Genomic DNA, 15,368 nt, shown 5'->3' on the forward strand with positions numbered 1-15,368 from the left:
GTCGGCGTCGACCTGACCGGCGAGATCGCGGGCTTCCGCGGCCGGCGCCACGCCGGCGTGGTCGACCTCGACAAGGTCGACGGCCACGATCCCCGCGACTTCTGGGAGCCGCTCACGCCGCGCGGCGGCGAACTGCTGCTCGACCCCGGCGAGTTCTACATCCTAGTCTCCAAGCAGCCGACCGAAATCCCGGTCGACCAGGCCGCCGAGATGCTGCCGATCGATCCCTCGGTGGGCGAGTTCCGCGTTCACTACGCCGGCTTCTTTGACCCGGGCTTCGGCGTCGACGAGGCGCACGGCAAGGGCTCGCGGTCGGTGCTCGAGGTGCGCAGCCACGAGGCGCCCTTCCTGCTCGAGGACGGCCAGACGGTGGCGCGGCTGGTCTATGAGCCGATGACTGAGCGGCCCGCGCGCCTCTACGGCGAGGGCGGCTCGCACTATCAGCGCCAGGGGCTCAAGCTTTCCAAGCACTTCCGCGCCTGGCCCGACCGCGGCTGACGAGCCGCGATCCGCGCGCTCGAGTCAGATAGCCAAGCATGCCAGACTTTTTGTCTAGCACACTTGACACTCTCGTGGACGGACCTGTAAAGGAGCCTTGTCCTAATGACAAAGGAGATTGTCATGACTGTCGAGAACCGCCGCCGCCTGAGCGCCGCGCAGCTGTTCGGCCTGACCCTGGTCCTGGCTCTGGTTTCCGGCGGCGTTCTGGGCGCGCTGGGCGCGGGCGAGGACGCCAGCCCGGTTCCCGACGTGGTGACCGGCGCCCTGATGCTGGGCCTGGCCGTCGGCGTCCTGTGGGCTTGCCTGGCCTACTGGCGCCGCCTCGATGAAGCCGCCCGCGAGGCTCACAAGTTCGCCTGGTACTGGGGCGGATCAGCGGGTCTCGGCGTGGCTGGCCTTGCCATCGGCTATCTGGCCGGACTGGGTGAGACGGCTGACCTGGGCTGGCTCGGTCTGGACGGGTCCGCCTCGAGCTATCTGATCGTCGGCGCCCTTCTGGTCGTGGCGGCCCAGGTCGTCGGCTACGTGCTCGTCTGGGCGGGGTGGTGGCTGTGGAAGGGGCGCTGATCATGCTGAACCGCCTCAAGGTGCTGCGCGCCGAGCGAGATTGGAGCCAGGCCGACCTGGCGGATCGACTCGGAGTCTCGCGTCAGACCGTGAACGCCATCGAGACCGGAAAGTACGACCCGTCCCTACCGCTCGCCTTCAAGATCGGCCGAGTCTTCGGTCAACCCATCGAAACCATCTTCCTGGACCAGGAGGCCGCGTGATGTCAGTCGCTGAAAATGCTTCGCCGAGATGGAAGAAGGCCGCCGGCCTTATCGCCCTCGGTCTTCTGGGCGCCGCCGTCGGCGCCGGTCTGGTGACCTTCACCGAGGGCCGTTTCAGCTCCTGGGAGGACGAACTCAACTTCTTCCTCGGGGCGGTGCTCGTCCTCATGGCGCTGGTGACCGGAGTGCTCATGGCGGCGCGCCCGGCCTCCACGCCGAAAGGGTTCGGAGCCCTGCAGATCGCGGTGCTCTGCCTGGCCGGCGCCATGCTCATGCTTCCCATCCTGGCGCCGGCCGAATGGCAGTCGCCCTGGGTGTTCGGCGCGGTGATCGGCCTGCTGATCGTCCAGAGCGTCCTGAACCTGATCCTCTGGAACCGGTCAGACGAATTGATCCGCCGGGTCACCGGCGAAACCAGCGCCCTTTCCTTCTGGGTCCTCCAGGGCGCGCTCCTCGTCTACGCCTCGGCCGAGCGGCTGGGGCTCGTCGAAACCATCAGCGGCTGGGGCCTCCTGGCCATCCTGATGTCCGTCTACCTGCTGGCCTCCATGGTCGCGGCCTGGCGACGCGGGCTGACCTGACCTCGCCTTCTTTCTCCCTCATCTCCTCACTCCCGAAAGGATCCCCCATGTCCATCGTCAATCAGATCAAGTCCGCCGGTGCGCGCCTGTCGCGCTACGCCGCCGGCGCGGCGCTCGGCCTTGGCCTCGTCGTCGGCCTGGCGCCGGACCCCGTGCTGGCCGCTCGCCTGGCGGTCCAGGAGACGCCCACGGTCGCCGATCCGGCCATCTGGGTCATCCGCGACGCGGATTCGACCATCTATCTGTTCGGCACCGTCCACCTCATGCGCCCCGGTCTCGACTGGATGACGCCCAAGGTGCGCGACGCCTTTACCTCGGCCGACGAGCTGTGGCTCGAACTCGACGATCCTTCCGACCAGGCCGCCGCCGTCCCGCTGGTCCAGCAGTACGGCATTTCGCCCCAGACGCCGCTGTCGAGCCTGCTGACCGCCGAGGAGTTCGCCACCCTCGACACCGCCGCCCGCTCGATGGGCCTGACGGGCGCGGCGATGGAGCCGATGCGTCCCTGGCTCGCCGGTCTGACCCTGTCGATCGCGCCTCTGACGCGCGCCGGGTTCGACCCCGCCGCCGGGGTCGACGTCATGCTCCGCGCCCAGGCGACCGAACGCGGCCTGCCGATCCGCGGCCTGGAGACCATGGAGCAGCAGATTCGCTTCTTCGCCACCATGAGCGACGCGGACCAGCTGGCCTTCCTGCGCCAGACGCTGGAGAGCTACGAGATCGCCGCCGAGATGCTCGACCAGCTCGCCGATCGCTGGACGGTCGGTGACATGGACGGCCTTTTCGCCCTGGGCGGCGCGGAGCTGTCCACCCAGTCCCGCAGCTTCTACGACATCCTGCTGACGAACCGGAACGCCGACTGGGCCCGGCAGATCCAGGAAGAGCTGGCCGGGTCTGGCGAGGTCTTCATCGCCGTCGGCGCCCTGCACCTGGCCGGCCCGGACAGCGTCCAGGAGCAACTGGAGGACCTCGGCATCCGGGCCGAGCGTCTCTGAGCCGACCCACCCCGAAAGAGCGCGCGCCGGTCCCCGACCGGCGCGCGTTTTCCGTTGAGAGCGCCGCGGCCGCCCCCTATGGTCCGCCCACCTCCGGCGCGGGCGTAGTTCAGAGGTAGAACGTCAGCTTCCCAAGCTGAATGTCGTGGGTTCGATTCCCATCGCCCGCTCCAGTGCTTCCTCAGACGCCCGATAGCGGTCCCAGGCTTCTTCCAGCCGGATCATGTTCATCGGCGGCCTGCGCAGGAACGGCTCGTTGGAGTGGAAGTGGCCCGACCCTTCGACGATGCCGGTGTTCACCGCGGCGGGCCGAGGCGTGCGGCGGTGGAGCATGCGGCGCTCGGCGGTGAGGAGCGCAATGGTGGCGTCCCACGAAAAGAACTTGCCCAGGACCTTGAGGACGTCGCGCTTGGGCGTGCGGTCCAGCCGGTCGCGGACTTCCGGCGTCAGCCGCCGTGCGACCTCGGCGACGTAGTTGGCCTCGCTGAGAAGGAACAGACGGCGCAGCTCGGGCAGGATGTCGTGGACGCGGTCGCTGTGCGCCGCCCACGCCCTACCCTGGAAACGGGCGAAGTCGAGGTCCTCGGGCGGCTCCAGGCCGAAGTGGCAGCCATAGACTGAGAACACCTCGGGCCGGTCGCGCACGGCGTCGAGCCCAGCCTCCATGGCCGCCAGCCCGCCGGCCAGAGGGAAGCAGTCGTCTTCCAGGATGATCAGCCGGTCATGCCGCTCAGTGAGATGCTCCAGCGCGTTAAGCATCTGTCGCGCCATGCCGCGGTGGCCGAGATGGGCGCGGATTTCGGCCACGGGGTAGGCATGCGCCACCTCGGCGCAGATCGCGTTCGCCGTGCCCAGATCGGCGCGGCTCTGGGTGCCGTCAATCCAGACGTGGACGTCCTCGATCCGCCCCTGAAGCTGGATGCTGTCCAGCACCGAGCGCAAATGTTCAGGCCGGTTGAAGGCCAGCACGAGGACGGCCGAGCGGCCGTTTGGTCGATGAAAATCCGCTGTATCCGCCACGCGTGCCTCCCCGACCCCGGAAGCGAGCCCACCGGGCGCCCGGCGGCAAGCAAGCGTGACGGGAGTCCGGCTCCCGCCACGCCCGCCGATTGAGCCCTAGTGCGGCTTGAGCACCACCTTTGTCCACTCGTTGGGATTGTCGTGGAAGTTCTTGTAGCCCGTGGCGGCTTCTTCCAGCGGCAGGCGGTGGCTGATCAGGTCGGTGGTGTCGATCTTGCCGTCGAGGATCATCTGCAGAAGCTCGGGCAGGTATTTCTGAACGTGGGTCTGGCCCGTCTTGAGGGTCAGGCCCTTCTCCATGAAGGCGCCGATCGGGAACTTGTCACCGATGCCGCCATAGACCCCCGGCACTGAGACGCGACCGCCCTTGCGGCAGGCCATGATCGCCTCGCGGAAGACGTGCTGCCGGTCGGTGCCGAGCTTGGTCTCCTGCTTGACCGCGTCGATGATGTTGTCGGGCGAGAAGCCGTGGGCCTCCATGCCGACGGCGTCGATGCAGGCGTCCGGGCCGATGCCGGCCGTCATTTCGCGCAGGGCTTCGCGAACCTTGACCTCGTGATAGTTCAGCACCTCCGCGCCGTTCTTCTTCGCCAGGGCCAGTCGGTTCGGCTGGTGATCGATGGCGATCACCCGGCCGGCGCCCTGCAGGAAGCAGCTTTTGATGGTGAATAGTCCCACCGGACCACAGCCCCAGACGGCGACGGTGTCGCCCGGCTCGATCTGGGCGTTCTCGGCGGCCATCCAGCCGGTCGGGAAGATGTCGGTCAGGAACAGGACCTTCTCGTCCTCGATCCCGTCGGGCACGGCCATCAGGCCAACGTCGGCGTAAGGCACGCGGGCGTATTCCGCCTGGCCGCCGGCGTAGCCGCCGGTCAGGTGCGAATAGCCGAACAGGCCCGCCGTCGTGTAGCCGTAGGCGATCTCCGCCATGTCGGACTTGTCGGCTGGATTGGAGTTGTCGCAGCCTGAATACTGCTGCTTGCCGCAGTGGAAGCACTGACCGCAGGCGATGACGAAGGGCACCACGACCCGCTGGCCGGGCCGCAGATCGGTGACCCCGGGGCCCACCTCCTCGATCACGCCCATGAACTCATGGCCCAGGATGTCGCCGCGGTGCATGCCGGGGATCATGCTGTCGTAAAGGTGCAGGTCCGAACCGCAGATGGCCGTCGAGGTGATCCGCACGATCGCGTCACGCGGATTGACGATCCCGGGATCCGGGACGTTCTCGACCCGCACGTCGTGCTTTCCATGCCAGGTGACAGCGCGCATCAGTGCTTTCCTTGTTCGTTTTCAGAGGTCATCCCGCCACGCGGCGCGGCCGGTCCGGCCTCGGAGGTCGGGATCTCGCCCGTCTCCATCAGCTGCTTGAAGCGGCGCAGGTCGCGGCGCGCCTGGATGCGCGGCTCGCGCTGCATCACCTTGGCGACGACCTTGCCCACCGTCCCCATCGGCGGGTCGTAGCTGACGAACAGACGGACCTCCGTGCCGCGTCCGAAGGCGTTGTCGCGAAACTCGACCCAGCCTTCGTGATCGATGTCGGAGCCATCCGTGGACGTCCAGGCGATGTACTCGCCCGGCCGCTCGTCAGTGATCTCGGACGTCAGCTCGATATCGCTGCCGCCGGGCCCGGCGATGATCCAACGCGAGCGGCCGGATTCCATCACCTCGACGGTCTTCACATTCTGCATGAAGCGAGGGAAGCGGGTGAAGTCCCGCCAGAAGTCGTACAGCTCCTGCCGCGGGCGATTGATCATCACCGCGCGGACGCTGGCCGCCTCGTGCTCGCCCTCGCGGCTGTCCTTGTCGATATAGGCGGTGGAGACGACGTCGGCGTCGGTGCTCTGGGGTTCGGGCATGGCGGTCCTCGGTGACTGAAAGAAAAAGGGCCCGCCGGGGGCGGGCCCTTGCTCTCTCGGCCAACCGTGGGGACCTAGCCTTCGTTCCCGCCGTCTTGGCCCATACCTTCCTGAAGCTGCTCGGCGCGCCGGTGGTGCATCTCGATCGGCTCGATGACCATCTGGGCGTGCTGGGCCAGCTGGGGGTGTTCCTCACTGTCGGCGAAGCCGCGATGCAAGGCGAGCGCCTCTTCGTGGGCGGCCACCTGCTGGGCGATGTAGACGCGGTCGAACTCCTCGGCCGAGGAGGCGGCGCGCAGGTTATCGAGCATGCCCTGCCGGCGCTCGTCGAGCTCGGTCGGAACGGTTTCGCCCGCGGCCTGGGCGGCGGACTGCAGGCGCTGGGAGGCCGCCTGGTGGTCGTTCTTGATCATCTGGGCCAGTTCGCGGACCTGGGCGTTCTCCGTGCGCTCCAGGGCCATGTCGGCGGCCTGGATCTCGTACATGTCGCCCATGGCGGCGTTCATGACATAGCCCTCGACCGTCTGGCCGGCGGTCATGGCCGACACGGAGCCGACCGCCTCGGACGTGGCGTCCTGCACCGCGTTCACCGGGTCGGACTGGCCGGGGTTCTCCTGGTTGTTGCAGGCCGAGAGCGCGAGCGCGGCCGCGCCGCAGGCGAGCAGGGTCAGTTGAGTGGTTCGCATGTTGGAAGGCTCCTCCGTTGGTTCGGCAGAAACCGGCCATCACGCGCTTGTGTTCCCCTTGGGCGGGCGGCCGACACATGAAAAAGGCCGGGGTCGCCCCCGGCCTTTTCCGTTCCTGAAGTGAACCCTCCCCTAGAAGGAGAAGGTGACCTCTACGCCGCCCTGATGGCTTTCATAGGCCTCGCCGATGCGGCCGCGGTAGCCGACCGAGACTTCGGCGATCCCGAAGCGCGTCGACAGCCCGGCCCCAAGCAGAGTCTGTCCGCCGTCCGGATCACTCGCTTCGAGATGGAGCGGATGGGCCGTGTTGCCTGCCAGGCCCACTGTCACCTCGTCGCCGTCATGGCTGAGCACATCGCGGTAACCCGCCTCGGCCCAGAAGCCCATGCCGCCTGAGCCGCCCTGCAGGCGAAGAACCGCCTCGGCCGACACGGAGTCGACGCCACGCGCGGCGACCTGGTGCTGGGCGCCGAAGGCGTTCTCCTCGACGTAGCCATCGACCTCGGTCGACACCCACGACAGGCCGGCGCGCGGGATGATGGCGATCCCGCCCATGTCGAAGTTCATGCCGGCTTCCAGCTTCGCGCCGGCGCTGGTCCCCTGTGTCGAGGACTCCGCCACGACGCCCGCGGTCGCGGTCTGCCGCATGATGTCCTCATACTGGTCCCAGCTGTAGCCGGCGGCCGCGTTGAGGAAGAACTGATCCCAGCGCCAGCCCGCATAGACGTCCAGCGAGGCGCCTTCGGCGGTGAAGTTCACCAGGCCCAGCTCCGCGTCGGCGGTGCGGACCTGGAAGGCGGCGCCCGCGCGCATGCCGCCATGCGTGCCTTCCGCGCCGACAATCAGCCCCGAGCCGGTCAGGTCGCCGCCGGGGATGACGCCCCGCGCGTCCAGCTCGCTCTGGTCGTAGGTCGCCCCGATATAGATGCCGCCGTGGGACTGGTGCTCGCCATAGCCGAGCCGTCCCAGCACCGCGTCCATGCCGTCAGCGCGGGCGCGCCCGCCGATCTCGGCCTGTACGGCGGAGTGGGCGCCGAAGTTCAGGTAATACAGGTAGTCCGTCGCCACGCTGGCCACGAGCCGGTGGCCCGCCGCGGTGGGGTGCACGCCGTCCCAGAAGACATAGCTGTCGGGTGACGAGCACACGGTGACGCCGACGAGGCAGGACTGGGTCACGTTGGAGAAGCCGAACCGGCCGGGCGCGCTGAGCAGCACGTTGAAGGCGCGGTTGACGTCCATGAAGATGACGTTGGAGTTCGGATTGGCCGCCGCCTGGGCGCTGACCTGGGCGAACAGGGCGGCGTTGAAGGCGTTGGTGGCGTGGGCCGCCAGTCCCTGGGCCGGACCGCCCGCGAACTGCGGGGTGGTGGCCAGGTTGGGAAGGTTGGCGACCAGGATGGTGCCCGCGCCGGCGTCCGACACCTGATTGATCATGAAGCCCATGTCGGCCGCCGACGCGACCGAGACCCCGGCGATGTAGCCGAAGGGATCCGGCTGGGCGCCCGCCGTCGGCAGGCCCTGGAAGATGTTGTTAGCGCCGCCCCAGATCGTCACCAGGTCGTCGCTATCGAACGTGCCGCCGGCGCCGAGATAGTTGGTGATCTGCTGGCGCATGCCGGTGGGGAAGCCCACCAGGTTATCGGTGCGCGCGCCGCCGTAGGCCGAGTTGTAGCTGCCGGCGACCGAGCCGCCCACGCGGGCCTGGGTCCAGCCGAGGAGCTCCACCCACACCGGCCCGTTCGAGAAGCGGCCCTGATAGTAGGGTGGCGAAGTCGGACTGGTGTTGCCGGTCGCGGCGTAGAGGTTGCCGTTGTCCGACAGGCTGTCGCCGAACGTGATGATCCGGCCGTAGGTCTGGGCCGAAGCGGCGCCGGCCGTGGCCAGGCCGATGGCGAGCGCCGAGGCCGCCAGAATGAGCTTGGTGCGCATGATTCCCTATTCCTCCGAGACCGTCTGATCAGCGGCCTTGGGGCCACTGTGGACCCTTGTTCGGCGCTGACAAGATGCCGTTGCGGAAGCTTCGGGAGAAATCCGGCGGTCTGTAGCCGGAAGGTCGCGCCGGCCTTAGGGGCCGACGTCGCGCGGGTCGTCGCTGCCGTCATCCACCGGGCGAGGCAGGCTGATGGCGATGCCGAGCGCCTCGGCCAGCCTGCGGTCGCGGTTGTAGACGTCCTCGCGGAAGGCGACCGAACCCTGGCCGGTCACGAAGGCCGTCCAGTAGAGCAGGCGCACGGAGATCTCCCGCCCGGTCTGGACCCTAGTCGTGTCGCCGGCGTCCAGGGCCGTATCGAAGATGGCCAGTTGCTCGGGCGCCGGCGAAAGCAGCAGCCGCGCGAAGTCGACCGCGTTCTCGACGCGCACACAGCCGTGGCTGCGGTGGCGGTAGGCGTTGCGGAACAGGGCCTTGGCCGGGGTGTCGTGTAGGAAGATGGCGTAGCTGTCGCGCAGCTCGAACTTGACCAGACCAAGCGCGCTGTTTGGGCTGGCGCGCTGCACGACGGTTCCGTTGACGACGTACATGTTGTTGGCGGCGAGGTAGCCCGCGCCGCGTGGCAGGATCTCGTTGCGCGCGATCGAGGCCGGCACGTACCAGGGCGGATTGGCGACCACGGAGGCGAACGGCCGCTCCAGGCTCGGCGTCTGGTTGGCCGGCGTGCCCACCACGACCCGGTTGGAGTGAACCGGCCGGCCCTCATGCCAGTAGACCATGATGGCCGCGGCCGTGTTGACCTCGATCCGCTCGGGATTGAGTTCGCGCTGCAGCCAGCGGCGGCGTTCGAGATTGAGCGCGATCTGGCGGGCGCGGTCCTCGGCCGAGGCGCTGAGCGCGGCCATGGTGCCCTGGCCGATGACGCTGTCGGACACCAGGCCGTGGCGGACCTGGAAGCGGCGCACACCGCCCTGGATCACGTCGTTATAGATGGTCCCGTTGCGGTCCATCGTGGCGAGCTCTGCGGCCGAAAGGTCCCCCTCGGCCGCCAGGCGGGCGATCAGGGCCGGGATCCGGCTGTCGGTGTCGCCTGGTCGGATCGGGCCGGTATTGGGGAAGTTCGGCCAGCCGCCTTCGAGCGCGAGGTTGCGGTAGCGGATGTAGCCGGCGGACAGGTTGGTGTAGCCGATATCGGTCGGCGCCTGGGACGTCAGCCATTCCCGCAGGCGATTCGACGCCAGGGCCTGGGCGAGCCCCAGGCCGAGCGCCGGACGGTTGCGTTCCATGGACCACAGGTCCTCGACCGTGGTCGGGTCGACCTGACCCTCGGCCAGCACCTTGGCGTAGGTGAGCGCCGCGACCGTAAGGCGCATGTCGGCCCGCGACGGGTCCGATACGGCGTCCACCGGATCGAGATAGTCGGCGGCGTCCAGGCCATGGCGATCGGCGCGGGCGATGGCGCGGCCTAGTGCAGTGACCCGCTCTGGCGTCCAGGCCGGTCGCCACCCCATCGCCTCGTAGAAGCTGCGGATGTCGCCCTGAAGCGCCGTCGGCTGGCCGGCTAGCTGGCTTTCGAAGCTCTGATAGAAGGCGCTGTCGGCGCCGGGCGTCTGCGCCCGCGCGCTTGTCGCCACCAGCGCCGCCAGCGTCGCGCCGAATGCCATTTCACGTCGGTTGAAGGCCATGGGTGTTCCGCTCGCAGGGCCCTGAGCCGGGTCCGTTCGGACTCTAACTTAACGACGTTCAAGGCGACAAAAAAGCGCCGGTCGGACCGACCGGCGCCTTCTGTGGCTTCGTTGCAGCGGGACCGTGGTCCCGCGCGGTCACTTCTTGAGGAAGCCGCCGAACTTGTTGGTGAAGCGGGACACGCGGCCACCCCGGTCCAGCAGGTGCTGGTTGCCGCCCGTCCAGGCCGGGTGGGTGTTCGGATCGATGTCCAGGTTCAGCGTCGCGCCTTCCTTGCCGTAGGTCGAGCGCGTCTGATAGGTCGTCCCGTCCGTCATCACCACGGTGATGAAGTGATAGTCGGGGTGGATGTCCTTTTTCATCGGCCTTCTTACGTCCCGGCGGCGATCATATCGCTGCGAAAATGAAAAGCCCGCCGGGTTCCGGCGGGAAGCCGGGGTCCATACACGGACCGGCCCCAGGAGGCAAGAGCGCCCATGAGCCAGGCCGACCCGTCCGGCGGATTGTCCGAGCGTCCATCCACGGGCGCGCTGCTGGTCGAGCAGATGTCCGAGGCCGCGGGACGGCGGGAGCGCAAGCGCGACCTGCGGCCGCTGGGGCGGCTGATTCCGTTCGCCATGGCGCACAAGGCGGACCTGCTGCTGTCCCTGATCTTCCTGGTCCTGGCGACCATCGCCTCCCTGTCCCTGACGGTGGCGGCGAGGGGCGCGATCGATCACGGCTTCGAGGACGGCGGCGCGCAGATCGACCGCTGGTTCCTCCTGCTGGGGGCCAACGCCCTGTTCCTCGCCGCGGTGACGGCGGCGCGTTATTTCTACGTGACCAAGACCGGCGAGCGGATGGTCGCCGACCTGAGGCAGGCGGTGTTCGGCCATGTGCTGACGCTGGACCAGGCCTTCTTCGCCAACATCCGGACCGGCGAGGTGCTGTCGCGCCTGACCACCGACATCCAGATCGTCGACACGCTCCTGACCACCTCGGTCTCCTATTCCCTGAGAAACATCCTGATGCTGATCGGGGCGACCGCCATGCTGGCGGTGGTCAGCCCCAAGCTGACCGGCCTGGTCATGCTGATCGTGCCGCTCCTGATCGTGCCCCTGTTCGTCTATGGCCGGCGGGTGAGGGCCCTGACGGTGGCGTCGCAGGACCGCTTCGCCCAGGCGGTGGGCTTCGCCGGAGAGAGCGTCGAGGCGCTGGAGACGGTTCAGGCCTTCGGGCGGGAACGCACGGCGTCGGCCCGCTTCGCCGGAGCCGTGGACGAGGCCTTCGGCGCGTCCCTGAAGCGCATGCGCGCCCGCGCGGTGATGACCGCGGCCATCATCCTGGTGATGTTCGGCGGCGTGACCCTGGTCCTCTGGCTGGGCGCGCGCGACGTGCTGGCGGACCGGATGAGCGAGGGGGCCCTGATCCAGTTCGTGCTGCTGGCGGTCTTCGCCGCGGGCGCGGTGGCGGCGCTCGGCGAAAGCTGGGGGGACGTCCAGAAGGCGTCCGGCGCCATGGCCCGGATCGAGGAGCTGATGCGCGCCACGCCCGCCGTCGCCGCGCCGTCCGACCCGGTCGCCCTGCCTGAGCCGGCGCGCGGCGAAGTCGAGCTTCGCAGCGTGGACTTCGCCTATCCCGGCCGCCCGGACCTGCCGGCGCTGAAGGGCTTCGGCCTCGTCGTCCGGCCCGGCGAGACGGTGGCCCTGGTGGGCCCGTCGGGCGCGGGCAAGTCGACGGTCTTCCGGCTCCTGCTGCGCTTCTATGATCCCGACAGCGGCGCGGTGCTGATCGACGGAGTCGACATCCGCCAGGCCGATCCGGAGGCCGTGCGTGGCAGGCTGGCCTGGGTGTCGCAGGAGGCGCCGCTGTTCTCGGGCTCCGGCGCCGAGAACGTCCGCTTCGGCCGCGAGGACGCCGACGAGGCCGCCGTGCGCGCCGCCCTGTCCGAAGCCCAGGCCCTGCACTTCCTCGAGGTCCTGCCGAAGAAGCTGGACGAACCCCTGGGCGAACGCGGCCGGTCGCTGTCCGGCGGCCAGCGCCAGCGGCTGGCCATCGCGCGCGCCCTGGTGCGCCACGCACCGATCCTGCTGCTCGACGAGGCCACCTCGGCGCTCGACGCCGAGAACGAACGGCTGGTCCAGGCCGCGCTCGACCGCGCCATGAAGGGCCGCACCACCCTGGTCATCGCCCACCGCCTGGCGACGGTGCTGCGCGCCGACCGCATCGTGGTCATCGACGAGGGCCGCGTCGTGGAGGAGGGCGCCCACGCCCAGCTGGTGGCCAAGGGCGGGCTCTATGCACGCCTGGCGGAGCTGCAGTTCCGGGCGGACTAGCGTCCCGGCTTGCTGGTCCACATGGCGGCGTCGGCTTCGGCGAGCCAGGTCTCGGGGTCGTCCTGGTCGGTGAAGGCGCGGACGCCGAAGGCGCCGGCCAGCGGCACCGTCTCGCCGTTCCACGCGAAGCCGTCGGCGGCGAGGCGCTCGATCAGGCTATTGGCCTTGTCGCGGCCGGTGGAGGCGTCGGCGCCGAGCAGGAGCAGGGCGAACTCGTCGCCGCCGAGACGGCCGACGGCGTCGCTCTCACGCAGGTTGGCGGTCAGGATCTCGGCGGTGCGCACCAGGGCGGCGTCGCCGGCGGCGTGGCCCAGCCGATCGTTGATCGCCTTGAAGCCGTTCAGGTCCAGGTAGAGCAACACGGCCGAGGTGCCGTGCCGACGGCAGAAGGCCATGGCCCGGCCCAGTTCGCGCACGAAGCCGCGCCGGTTCAGCACGGGGGTCAGGACGTCGCGCTCGGCCAGCGCCTGGGCGGCCTCCAGCTCGGCCTTCAGGCGGGCGATCTCGGCCTGCAACTGCTCGACGGAGGCTTCGGTCACACGGGCTCCCAGGGGCGCGAGAATCGGCTCGCCGCCCGGCGCGGGGATGATGGCGGCGCTCGGTTGCGGGCGCAACTTCACCTGCCTTTCGCGATCGCGCGACGGGCGGCAAAACCGGACTCCACTTTTGCCTGTCGCGCTCTATGGTGCCGGCCTTTCCGGGGACCCCCTCTCGCGCATGACCCAGACCTCGACCCCTGTGGCCATCATCATGGGCAGCCGGTCCGACTGGCCCACCCTGAAGGGCGCGGCCGACACGCTGGAGGCGCTCGGCGTCGGCTACGAGGCCAAGGTGGTTTCGGCCCACCGCACGCCGGAGCGCCTGTTCGATTTCGCCCGGGGCGCGGCGGACGCCGGCTTCAAGGTGATCATCGCCGGCGCGGGGGGCGCGGCCCACCTGCCGGGCATGGCGGCCTCTATGACGACCCTGCCGGTGCTGGGCGTGCCGGTCGAATCCAAGCTGCAGAACGGCCTCGATTCCCTGCTGTCGATCGTCCAGATGCCGGCGGGCGTGCCAGTCGGGACGCTGGCGGTTGGCGCGGCGGGGGCCAAGAACGCGGGCCTGCTGGCCGCGCAGATCCTGGCCCTGTCGGACACCGCCCTGGCGGGCCGGCTGGCCGACTGGCGCAGGCGCCAGACCGAGTCGATCCCCGAGACCGTCGAGGACTGAGTGACGCTTCCGCTGCCGCCCGGCTCCACCCTCGGCATCATCGGCGGCGGCCAGCTGGGCCGGATGCTGAGCCAGGCGGCCTCGCGGCTGGGGCTGAACGTGGTCATTCTCGATCCGCAGGAGAACAGCCCGGCGGGCCGCGTCTCCCAGGGCCAGATCGTCGCCGCCTATGACAGTCCGACCGCGCTGAACGTGCTGGGCAAGTCGTGCCAGGCGGTGACCTTCGAGTTCGAGAACGTGCCGGCCGCCTCGGTCGAGACCCTGGTCGCGTCCGGCACGGAGGTAGCGCCCGGCGCCAGGGCCCTGGCCGTCGCCCAGGACCGGGTCGAAGAGAAGACCTTCCTAAACTCGATCAAGGTGCCGACCACGGCGTTCGCGGTGATCGACGACCTGGCCTCGCTCAGGGCCGCGGTCGCCTCGCTCGGCGCGCCGGTGCTGCTGAAGACGCGGCGCGAGGGCTACGATGGCAAGGGCCAGGCCTGGATCAAGGCCGCCAACCAGGTGGCCCGCGCCTGGACCGCCATCGGCGAGCGGCCGGCTATCCTGGAGGCCAAGGCCGACTTCGTGCGCGAGCTGTCGGTGATCTGCGCGCGGGGCCGGGACGGTTCGATCGCCGTCTATCCGCTGTCGGAGAACCACCACGAGGGGGGCGTCCTGCGCACGACGCTGGCGCCCGCGAAGGTCGAGGCCCAGACCAAGGCCCAGGCCACCCGCATCGCGCGCCGCATCCTGGAGGGCCTCGATTACGTCGGGGTCATGGGGGTGGAGCTGTTCGAGATGCCGGGCGGGCGGCTGCTGGTGAACGAGATCGCGCCCCGGGTGCACAACTCCGGCCACTGGACCCAGGACGGCTGCCTCTGCGACCAGTTCGAACAGCACGTCCGCGCCGTCGCCGGCTGGCCGCTGGGGCCCACGACGGCGCACGCCCGGGTCGAGATGACCAACCTGCTGGGCGACGAGGCCGGCCGCTGGGCCGAGCTGGCCGCCCGGAAGGACACGGTCGTCCACCTCTACGGCAAGGGCGAACCCCGCCCCGGCCGCAAGATGGGCCACGCCAACCGGGTGATGAAGCTCTAGTCCTCGCGGACCCGCTTCTTGCGGAAGGAGGGGTTCAGGACCTGCTTGCGCAGGCGGATGGACTTGGGCGTGACCTCGACCAGTTCGTCGCTCTCGATGTAGGCGATGGCCTGTTCCAGCGAGGGGCGGCGCGGGGGTGTGAGGCGGACGGCCTCGTCCTTGCCGGAAGCCCGGACGTTGGTCAGCTGCTTGCCCTTGATCGGATTGACGTCGAGGTCGTCCGAGCGGGAGTTCTCGCCGATGATCATGCCCTGGTAGGTCTTCTCGCCGGCGCCGACGAACATGACGCCGCGCTCTTCCAGGTTCCACAGCGCATAGGCCGCGGTCTCGCCGTCGGAGTTGGAGACCAGCACGCCCTTCAGGCGACCCTCGATGGGGCCCTTGTGCGGTTCGTAGTGGGAGAAGACGCGGTTCAGCACGCCCGAACCACGCGTGTCGGTCAGGAACTCGCCCTGGTAGCCGATCAAGGCGCGCGACGGGCAGGCCAGCTGGATGCGGGTCTTGCCGGCGCCGGACGGGCCCATGTCCTTAAGCTCGGCCTTGCGCTGGCTGAGCTTCTCGATGACCACGCCTGTGTATTCGTCGTCGACGTCGATGACGACATCCTCGATCGGCTCCAACCGCTCACCGTTCTCGCCGGTCTGATAGACCACGCGCGGACGGCTGATCGACAGTTCGAAGCCCTCGCGGCGCATGTTCTCGATCAGCACGCCCAGCTGCAGCTCGCCCCGCCCGGCGA

At 69.2% G+C, this 15,368-nt stretch carries 17 protein-coding genes, 1 tRNA gene and 1 pseudogene; 11 read left to right on the plus strand and 8 right to left on the minus strand.

Features of this window, described 5'->3' with window-relative positions:
* From Q0M60_RS11510 to Q0M60_RS11545, 8 genes are all read left to right on the plus strand, one after another.
* The coding region (locus Q0M60_RS11510; protein ID WP_296819508.1) for a 2'-deoxycytidine 5'-triphosphate deaminase at nucleotides 1-498 on the plus strand (498 nt) is incomplete at its 5' end.
* Nucleotides 499-621: 123 nt separating this feature from the next.
* Nucleotides 622-1,068, plus strand: a complete 447-nt coding sequence (locus Q0M60_RS11515; protein ID WP_296819510.1) for a hypothetical protein — start codon at nucleotides 622-624, stop codon at nucleotides 1,066-1,068.
* Nucleotides 1,069-1,070: 2 nt separating this feature from the next.
* Nucleotides 1,071-1,271 carry a helix-turn-helix transcriptional regulator gene (locus Q0M60_RS11520; protein ID WP_296819513.1) on the plus strand — a complete coding sequence of 67 codons (201 nt, stop codon included), beginning with the start codon at nucleotides 1,071-1,073 and terminating at the stop codon, nucleotides 1,269-1,271.
* Nucleotides 1,271-1,852, plus strand: a complete 582-nt coding sequence (locus Q0M60_RS11525) for a hypothetical protein (RefSeq protein ID WP_296819515.1) — start codon at nucleotides 1,271-1,273, stop codon at nucleotides 1,850-1,852. The genes Q0M60_RS11520 and Q0M60_RS11525 overlap by 1 nt, the downstream gene beginning before the upstream one ends.
* A gap of 47 nt (nucleotides 1,853-1,899) precedes the next feature.
* Nucleotides 1,900-2,847 (plus strand): TraB/GumN family protein, encoded by a 948-nt coding sequence (locus Q0M60_RS11530; protein WP_296819517.1) that lies wholly within the window; start codon nucleotides 1,900-1,902, stop codon nucleotides 2,845-2,847.
* Between the two features lie 98 nt (nucleotides 2,848-2,945).
* A tRNA-Gly gene (locus Q0M60_RS11535) sits at nucleotides 2,946-3,020 on the plus strand.
* 94 nt (nucleotides 3,021-3,114) lie between these two features.
* Complete coding sequence (locus Q0M60_RS11540; protein ID WP_296819520.1) at nucleotides 3,115-3,468, plus strand: hypothetical protein; 354 nt, start codon at nucleotides 3,115-3,117, stop codon at nucleotides 3,466-3,468.
* Nucleotides 3,469-3,570: 102 nt separating this feature from the next.
* Nucleotides 3,571-3,960, plus strand: coding sequence for a hypothetical protein (locus Q0M60_RS11545; RefSeq protein WP_296819522.1), 390 nt, complete (start codon nucleotides 3,571-3,573; stop codon nucleotides 3,958-3,960).
* Nucleotides 3,961-3,963: 3 nt separating this feature from the next.
* Here Q0M60_RS11545 and Q0M60_RS11550 read toward each other — a convergent pair whose 3' ends face one another.
* The 6 genes from Q0M60_RS11550 to rpmE all read right to left on the minus strand — a co-directional run bounded on the left by Q0M60_RS11550 (nucleotide 3,964) and on the right by rpmE (nucleotide 10,390).
* Nucleotides 3,964-5,139, minus strand: a complete 1,176-nt coding sequence (locus Q0M60_RS11550) for a zinc-dependent alcohol dehydrogenase (RefSeq protein ID WP_296819525.1) — start codon at nucleotides 5,137-5,139, stop codon at nucleotides 3,964-3,966.
* The gene (locus tag Q0M60_RS11555) at nucleotides 5,139-5,726 is read right to left on the minus strand and encodes an SRPBCC family protein (protein ID WP_296819528.1); all 588 of its coding nucleotides are present in this window, start codon (nucleotides 5,724-5,726) and stop codon (nucleotides 5,139-5,141) included. The genes Q0M60_RS11550 and Q0M60_RS11555 overlap by 1 nt, the downstream gene beginning before the upstream one ends.
* A gap of 74 nt (nucleotides 5,727-5,800) precedes the next feature.
* A complete protein-coding gene (locus tag Q0M60_RS11560; protein WP_296819530.1) occupies nucleotides 5,801-6,412 on the minus strand; it encodes a DUF4142 domain-containing protein in 612 nt (203 codons plus the stop codon).
* A 132-nt stretch (nucleotides 6,413-6,544) separates the two neighbouring features.
* Nucleotides 6,545-8,341 carry an SGNH/GDSL hydrolase family protein gene (locus tag Q0M60_RS11565; RefSeq protein ID WP_296819533.1) on the minus strand — a complete coding sequence of 599 codons (1,797 nt, stop codon included), beginning with the start codon at nucleotides 8,339-8,341 and terminating at the stop codon, nucleotides 6,545-6,547.
* Between the two features lie 135 nt (nucleotides 8,342-8,476).
* Nucleotides 8,477-10,027 carry a L,D-transpeptidase family protein gene (locus Q0M60_RS11570; RefSeq protein WP_296819535.1) on the minus strand — a complete coding sequence of 517 codons (1,551 nt, stop codon included), beginning with the start codon at nucleotides 10,025-10,027 and terminating at the stop codon, nucleotides 8,477-8,479.
* Between the two features lie 138 nt (nucleotides 10,028-10,165).
* Nucleotides 10,166-10,390: a 50S ribosomal protein L31 gene (gene rpmE, locus Q0M60_RS11575; RefSeq protein ID WP_296819536.1), complete on the minus strand. Its 225-nt coding sequence runs from the start codon at nucleotides 10,388-10,390 to the stop codon at nucleotides 10,166-10,168.
* Between the two features lie 114 nt (nucleotides 10,391-10,504).
* On the opposite strand from rpmE, the gene Q0M60_RS11580 reads away from it, so the two are divergent.
* Nucleotides 10,505-12,343 carry an ABC transporter transmembrane domain-containing protein gene (locus tag Q0M60_RS11580; RefSeq protein WP_296819538.1) on the plus strand — a complete coding sequence of 613 codons (1,839 nt, stop codon included), beginning with the start codon at nucleotides 10,505-10,507 and terminating at the stop codon, nucleotides 12,341-12,343.
* Here the strand turns inward: Q0M60_RS11580 and Q0M60_RS11585 are convergent.
* Complete coding sequence (locus Q0M60_RS11585) at nucleotides 12,340-12,882, minus strand: GGDEF domain-containing protein (RefSeq protein ID WP_296819540.1); 543 nt, start codon at nucleotides 12,880-12,882, stop codon at nucleotides 12,340-12,342. The genes Q0M60_RS11580 and Q0M60_RS11585 overlap by 4 nt on opposite strands.
* Before the next feature lie 178 nt (nucleotides 12,883-13,060).
* Here Q0M60_RS11585 and purE point away from each other — a divergent pair, with 178 nt between their 5' ends.
* Together purE and Q0M60_RS11595 are read left to right on the plus strand one after the other, a co-directional pair.
* Nucleotides 13,061-13,552, plus strand: coding sequence for a 5-(carboxyamino)imidazole ribonucleotide mutase (purE, locus tag Q0M60_RS11590; RefSeq protein WP_296819542.1), 492 nt, complete (start codon nucleotides 13,061-13,063; stop codon nucleotides 13,550-13,552).
* Nucleotides 13,553-14,629, plus strand: coding sequence for a 5-(carboxyamino)imidazole ribonucleotide synthase (locus Q0M60_RS11595; RefSeq protein ID WP_296819544.1), 1,077 nt, complete (start codon nucleotides 13,553-13,555; stop codon nucleotides 14,627-14,629).
* On the opposite strand, the pseudogene Q0M60_RS11600 reads toward Q0M60_RS11595, so the two are convergent.
* A pseudogene (locus tag Q0M60_RS11600) lies at nucleotides 14,626-15,368 on the minus strand (translational GTPase TypA); the annotation flags it as partial. The gene Q0M60_RS11595 and the pseudogene Q0M60_RS11600 overlap by 4 nt on opposite strands.

The organism is Brevundimonas sp. (genome assembly GCF_024711105.1).
Taxonomy (GTDB): domain Bacteria; phylum Pseudomonadota; class Alphaproteobacteria; order Caulobacterales; family Caulobacteraceae; genus Brevundimonas.

What these genes read in the sequence shown, in the direction of transcription:
- rpmE (WP_296819536.1), bottom strand. Translation starts at nt 10,390, where the DNA reads ATGAAAAAGGACATCCACCCCGACTATCACTTCATCACCGTGGTGATG.
- Q0M60_RS11525 (WP_296819515.1), top strand. Translation starts at nt 1,271, where the DNA reads ATGTCAGTCGCTGAAAATGCTTCGCCGAGATGGAAGAAGGCCGCCGGC.
- Q0M60_RS11530 (WP_296819517.1), top strand. Translation starts at nt 1,900, where the DNA reads ATGTCCATCGTCAATCAGATCAAGTCCGCCGGTGCGCGCCTGTCGCGC.
- Q0M60_RS11580 (WP_296819538.1), top strand. Translation starts at nt 10,505, where the DNA reads ATGAGCCAGGCCGACCCGTCCGGCGGATTGTCCGAGCGTCCATCCACG.
- Q0M60_RS11520 (WP_296819513.1), top strand. Translation starts at nt 1,071, where the DNA reads ATGCTGAACCGCCTCAAGGTGCTGCGCGCCGAGCGAGATTGGAGCCAG.
- Q0M60_RS11565 (WP_296819533.1), bottom strand. Translation starts at nt 8,341, where the DNA reads ATGCGCACCAAGCTCATTCTGGCGGCCTCGGCGCTCGCCATCGGCCTG.
- purE (WP_296819542.1), top strand. Translation starts at nt 13,061, where the DNA reads ATGACCCAGACCTCGACCCCTGTGGCCATCATCATGGGCAGCCGGTCC.
- Q0M60_RS11545 (WP_296819522.1), top strand. Translation starts at nt 3,571, where the DNA reads ATGCCGCTCAGTGAGATGCTCCAGCGCGTTAAGCATCTGTCGCGCCAT.
- Q0M60_RS11550 (WP_296819525.1), bottom strand. Translation starts at nt 5,139, where the DNA reads ATGCGCGCTGTCACCTGGCATGGAAAGCACGACGTGCGGGTCGAGAAC.
- Q0M60_RS11560 (WP_296819530.1), bottom strand. Translation starts at nt 6,412, where the DNA reads ATGCGAACCACTCAACTGACCCTGCTCGCCTGCGGCGCGGCCGCGCTC.
- Q0M60_RS11555 (WP_296819528.1), bottom strand. Translation starts at nt 5,726, where the DNA reads ATGCCCGAACCCCAGAGCACCGACGCCGACGTCGTCTCCACCGCCTAT.
- Q0M60_RS11570 (WP_296819535.1), bottom strand. Translation starts at nt 10,027, where the DNA reads ATGGCCTTCAACCGACGTGAAATGGCATTCGGCGCGACGCTGGCGGCG.
- Q0M60_RS11515 (WP_296819510.1), top strand. Translation starts at nt 622, where the DNA reads ATGACTGTCGAGAACCGCCGCCGCCTGAGCGCCGCGCAGCTGTTCGGC.